Here is a 4,192-nt window from a genome sequence, read left to right as displayed (position 1 = left end):
GATCCAGTTTTATATAGGCTGAAAAGACCGTTATTTGGTCATTTCCGGCGATATACTTTTTTACCGCTGTATCTAAGTTATCTCCGCTCTTAAATAGCATTTTAATTTGAATAAAGATCCTCTATGTAATCATCTAATGACTCAAACATTCTATTCTTAACATTTCTTCGATCCTTAAGTAATTCTTTGTCTTGAGTTGCGTTTTGAATTTCGCCGTTGACCATTGAACCAATCATTAGTCGAATAGATCTTAAAGATTTATCACTACTTCCACCTTCCTCAAATTTTTGCATGAACCTTCGGTAAAAACTATGATTGTAATTAATCTCAATTAAAACCTTAGTTCCAAATACTTTATAACTGTATAGCTGTGTGTCTCCCAAGTCTGATTTAATGAAAATATGATTATCCCTTATACTCAGAGCATGATCTACAATACCTTCTACTTCATCACTGTTCATACTTGGATATCGTTGTGAAACCCATTGAATAAACTCAATTTTTACTACGTTAAGTTCAGCCTCATTTAATTCTTCTTCAGTTCCTGGATTTCCTGGTTCAGATTCCCCGCCGGGGGGGAGCCCCATTACCGTTGCTCCTAGATTTCCCTCAGTTAAAATACCTGCATTTTGGGCATTAATAATACTTTTTACATTTTTTATGTTCTCATCCAGCCATCTAGATATCCATTTGAGAATTTCATTAACCTCCGGATCTGATAGTTCTTCAGAATCCATAGATCGTATATTAGAAGCTTGTTGTTTCTTATTGTCAATTCCAATAATTGAATCAATAATGGGTTCTACCCAAACTTCCGCAGACCACCATCTTTCTCTTTGATCTGAGACGTCAGAAATAAAGCCATAATTACCACAATCAATTTCTCTTCCTTCTCTTACTATAGAAATATTATTATAACCTGATGTTCCTGTCATATTACGACGCAGGTAAACTTTTCCAAACTCTGTACTACCCGCATTCCGGCCGTATCTTTGTCTTTCTTCAGCTTTACAATATGACAGTCTTATTTCTACGTTTGTTTCAATCGATTTACCATTATAATCAACTGTAAATGTCTTTCTAAGTGGCTCATCGAACAAAACACTAGTTGGGTGATTACTTTCTCCAAATAATTCGTTCATTTGGGTGTTTTTCATCAAAAACATTGGATCAAATGGTTTAATACTATCAATTGACAAAAATTCATTTTTCGAATAGTTTATACCATTGAAATCATAAACTGATATTGAAATATCAGTTTTAATAAGTTTGTTGTCCTTTGTTTTAAATCCACTTATAAAATGCCTAAACAATCTTCCTCCAATTTTATTGATGTGATCCTTTAGCGTTCTTGCAGTTTTAGGGTTTATTCTATTGGGATGAACCCAACGCACAATCGTACCGTGCTCCTCTATTTTTAGTATATGTTGATTGTAAATAGGAATATCTATAAAACTTACTTCTTCAGTATCCGGCAAATAAGCTTGACCCGATTCAAATATTTCATTTAAATCTATATGATTATACATCAACTTCTCATTTTGAAATGTATAAACTTCGACTCTTTTCGTTTGAGATATAGAAGAGTTTGGTAATCCTTGGCCGTATTTTCCTAAACCTGAAGTTGCTTTTGATCTAGTCCCGCTACTCATTTGAAGTGCTTTGTCAAATGTTGGCTTGTCCATTCCCGAACCGTTATCTGAAATGATAATTTCTTCAATTTCATTGTGTTCCCTCGTTGTGTTTTTAATAATAACAATTTCGACTTTAGTGCTCCCCGCTTGGATACTATTATCAATAATTTCTGCAATTGCAGAAACAGTGCTTTTATATCCATTATCCTGAAGTTCTAGGATATTGTCCGTGCCCATTAGAGGTCTTTTTCCAATATTTGCCATATAATTTATTTATAGAATTCATTAAATGAGTTAAACAATTCATCATAATCACCATGACCTAGGTTGTCTTTTATAGTGTAAAGGGTATTTGTTTTATTTCCTTTGTTTTTAGGGCCCCTTAATATTCTCCCAACCATTTGTGAATATAAAACTATTGAACGAACAGGTCTAGCGATTATACAGACATCTGTTTTAGGTGCATCAAAGCCAGTGGTTAATACTCCATAATTTAACAACACATTTAATTCACCTGTTTTGAAATTTTTGATAATTACTTGTCTGTTTTTTGTCTGTTGATCAATACTCTTACATTCAATTCCTTCCATTTTCAATAATGCACTTAAAATTCTGTTGTGTTGTAGGCCACAAGTGAAAACCAAAATTTTCTTTTTGTTTTCAATGTTTTCTTTAACAATATTAACTATTAATCTATTTCTAGCCGCATTCGCGGAAAGTTTAGTAATAGCAGAATCAGTAAACAAAAAATCACCATTATTAAAAGACGAAATGCCATCTTGAAGGTATATTTCCGAATCAATATCTATTCTTTTTATGTTTGCAAGAAACTCTCGCTCCACTAAATATTGAATCGGGGTTGCCAATTCAACATAATTTTTATCCATCAAAGAAAATTTATTTCCGTAATAATATGTTGATAGTGCAAAATTTCTTTCATCAGATTCATTTCCAGCGCCCGGTGTGGCAGTTAGACCAATTAAATAGACACTCGCATTAGATACGAAACTGTCTAGAGCCCTAATCCATTGTGTCGCAATTGAACGATGAGCTTCATCTACAACAACCAGAAAGGTTTCATTTCGAATTTTATTCCATAAACCGCTTTGATAATGCTGAAGCAGTTTCTGTATTCCAGCAAAGACAATCATTGTTCCGTCCAACTCGGCTTCATTGATGGTGTAATTTTCGTAGAAGTGCCCAATTCTAATATCTTTAGTTCCTTTCTTTTCTATTATCCATTTCACAGTTTCAAAAGCTTGAAAACAAAGTTCAGCGGATTGGGCTATCCATAAGACTTTCATTTTTTCACTCAACAAACTTTTACTTGAAGATAGTCTTATGAAATCTAATATTATTTCCGCGGCAGTTCTCGTTTTACCAGAACCTGTTGGCATGTGAATTAAAAATCTCTTCTGATTTTGAAAAATACTATGGACCACCTTGCGCCTTATCCTTTCTTGAAAATCATGTAATTGAATTTCCGCAACAGCTTCAATAGCTAGCTCAACATTTTTTTCCTCTTCTTGGGTATAATCTATAGAATAGTAAAAAGTTAAATCTTGCGAAATTTTTGACTCCGTTTCTGGAATAGTTTTCCCCAATTCTTTGTATATCTCAACTAATAAATTGTTACTAAATAGTTTTAAATTACAAATAAACATTTTGCTGTGCACTAACTCATCAAAATCTTTTAAAAATAAACCGTCTAAATCTAAGTCTTCATTTTTAAATTGATCATAATAATTTTTTACCCCCTCAACATAAAGGTTGCCTATAAGTTCTCTCTTTTTTCCATCTGGTATTTGGTCTATTAAATTTTCTTTAGTGATCATTTAAACTTTCAATTCTTTGGTTAATTTCTTTGAATAAGTCCTTCTTACTGTTACTAGTTGTTTTACTAAAATTCAAATATGCAATTGCTTTTACAAATATATCAAAAGGTACATTCATGTCATATTCGACAACTAGTTTCGAATCAATGACCTTAGATGATATAGCTCTTGGTAAATTAATGCTTTGTCGAACTTCAATATCAAAATCAATTTGGTTGTTATAATCAAGTAAGTATGTATAATTATCTTGATCAAAAATTATATTGTTTCGGAAAAAGCTCCACAAGTAGTTTTGACATATCTTTTTTGACAAACGCACATTGAATTTCTTGTAAATTTCTTTAGATATTTCTGCTGTTGTAATTGGTTTTTCCGAATCCGATAAAACGGAGAATATATAAAATGAATCTTTATCCATAACTTAATCTCATATTATTTGAGTTTAATCCAATGGCAGCTTGTACATGCGATTTGTCGCTAATTCTTGAATTACAAGCACTGCCTGTTGATGCCACAAACTTTTGATTCATTTTGATTAGGAAATCCTCAGCATCCTCGTTAATAAGTGCTACACTTACGATATGTGGTGCTCTCTTTTGATCTTTAAAATTTATCTTGCCAATATTATGTGAAACGACGTATTCCTCTATTTCTATTTGTTTTTGATATAATTTTTCAACTCGTTCATTGAACTCTTCTTTAGCAATTTTGGCAGTTTCGCCT

The 4,192-nt window shown here is 32.3% G+C and carries 3 protein-coding genes and 1 pseudogene; all 4 read right to left on the bottom strand.

Annotation, left to right across the window (positions count from 1 at the left end; all coding sequences use genetic code 11):
• Positions 1-101 precede the first annotated feature (101 nt).
• Positions 102-1,871 carry an ATP-binding protein gene (locus tag ACOYLP_RS11155; RefSeq protein WP_422856246.1) on the bottom strand — a complete coding sequence of 590 codons (1,770 nt, stop codon included), beginning with the start codon at positions 1,869-1,871 and terminating at the stop codon, positions 102-104.
• 32 nt (positions 1,872-1,903) lie between these two features.
• Complete coding sequence (locus ACOYLP_RS11150) at positions 1,904-3,469, bottom strand: DEAD/DEAH box helicase (RefSeq protein WP_422856245.1); 1,566 nt, start codon at positions 3,467-3,469, stop codon at positions 1,904-1,906.
• Positions 3,459-3,887 carry a hypothetical protein gene (locus tag ACOYLP_RS11145; RefSeq protein WP_422856244.1) on the bottom strand — a complete coding sequence of 143 codons (429 nt, stop codon included), beginning with the start codon at positions 3,885-3,887 and terminating at the stop codon, positions 3,459-3,461. The genes ACOYLP_RS11150 and ACOYLP_RS11145 overlap by 11 nt, the downstream gene beginning before the upstream one ends.
• Positions 3,880-4,192 (bottom strand): annotated as a pseudogene (locus tag ACOYLP_RS11140) (hypothetical protein); the annotation flags it as partial. The pseudogene ACOYLP_RS11140 and the gene ACOYLP_RS11145, both read right to left, overlap by 8 nt.

The sequence above is a fragment of the Flavobacterium sp. genome, assembly GCF_049318325.1.
Taxonomy (GTDB): Bacteria; Bacteroidota; Bacteroidia; order Flavobacteriales; family Flavobacteriaceae; genus Flavobacterium.
This window is presented reverse-complemented; position numbering and strand designations above follow the sequence as displayed.

Bases quoted from the DNA above. Each gene is read 5' to 3' on its own strand.
- ACOYLP_RS11155 (WP_422856246.1), bottom strand. From the start codon at position 1,871: ATGGGCACGGACAATATCCTAGAACTTCAGGATAATGGATATAAAAGC.
- ACOYLP_RS11150 (WP_422856245.1), bottom strand. From the start codon at position 3,469: ATGATCACTAAAGAAAATTTAATAGACCAAATACCAGATGGAAAAAAG.
- ACOYLP_RS11145 (WP_422856244.1), bottom strand. From the start codon at position 3,887: ATGGATAAAGATTCATTTTATATATTCTCCGTTTTATCGGATTCGGAA.